This is a genomic window from Mycobacterium sp. NGS40 (genome assembly GCF_059812735.1).
Window position 1 is genome coordinate 1 of sequence record NZ_JCALDG010000090.1, and the last position, 1,122, is coordinate 1,122.

Sequence of the window (1,122 nt, forward strand, 5' to 3'; positions counted from 1 at the left end):
CCAGGGCCGCACTGCGGTGTTCGTCGGCCGCGACGGCCAGGTTGTGGGCGTACTCGCGGTGGCGGACACGGTCAAGGACGACGCCTCCGCCGTGGTCGCTCAACTGCACGCAATGGGACTACACGTCGCCATGATCACTGGCGACAACGCCCGCACCGCGGCTGCGATCGCCACGCAAGTCGGCATCGAGCGAGTGTTGGCCGAGGTGTTACCCGAGGACAAGGTCACCGCAATTCGGGCACTCCAAGACGAGGGGCGGGTGGTCGCCATGGTGGGCGATGGCGTCAACGACGCCCCCGCACTGGTGCAGGCCGACCTGGGAATCGCAATCGGCACCGGTACCGACGTGGCCATCGAGGCCTCCGACATCACCCTGATGTCCGGCCGGCTCGAGGGTGTCGTGCAGTCGATCGAGCTGTCGCGGCAGACGCTGCGCACCATCTATCAAAACCTCGGCTGGGCCTTCGGCTACAACACCGCCGCCATCCCCCTTGCCGCACTCGGCTTACTCAACCCCGTCATTGCTGGCGCCGCGATGGGATTCTCCTCGGTCAGCGTCGTCACTAACTCACTACGGCTACGCCGCTTCGGCCGCAACACCCACCAGCAACCCGGTCCGGCCCTGCACCTCGTGTCGGCACCCGCATTGACTCAGTGATTTGACGGCAGAAGAACGAGAGAAGCGATGACAGGCACGGCGGATTTGGCTGCAGTAGAAGCCATTTCGGCCTTCGGCATGCCACATGACCGCCCAGCGGGTGTCACCAGGGGTCCGTGCCGATGGGCAACGAAACAACCCCTGTTGAGGTTTGGGAGGCAATGCGATGACGACTTGGTACGGCGGCTGGGGCTGGTGCAGCCCAATGATCAATACCCCGGTAATGCTGCTGTTGTTTGGTGCCGTCTTCACGGCCATCATCCTTGCGGTGCGGTCCGCCGGCAGACGGTCAAGCGATCCGGCCGCCGCTGCGCCTTATGGCCGCGCCCAACACGAAGTAGCGGCCCCCACTCCCCGAAGCAAACCAGAGAATGACGACTTTTATCGACGCTTGATGTAGGCGCGTGAAGCCCTGAGCGGCAAGCTCATTCACCGCGACACGCGATCAAAGTGCCCAGGAGGTC

The 1,122-nt window shown here is 64.3% G+C and carries 1 protein-coding gene; it reads left to right on the forward strand.

Annotated features, from left to right (window positions below; translation table 11 throughout):
* The coding region (locus AC5Y5O_RS32025; protein WP_500028748.1) for an HAD-IC family P-type ATPase at positions 1 to 658 on the forward strand (658 nt) is incomplete at its 5' end.
* Positions 659 to 1,122 lie beyond the last annotated feature (464 nt).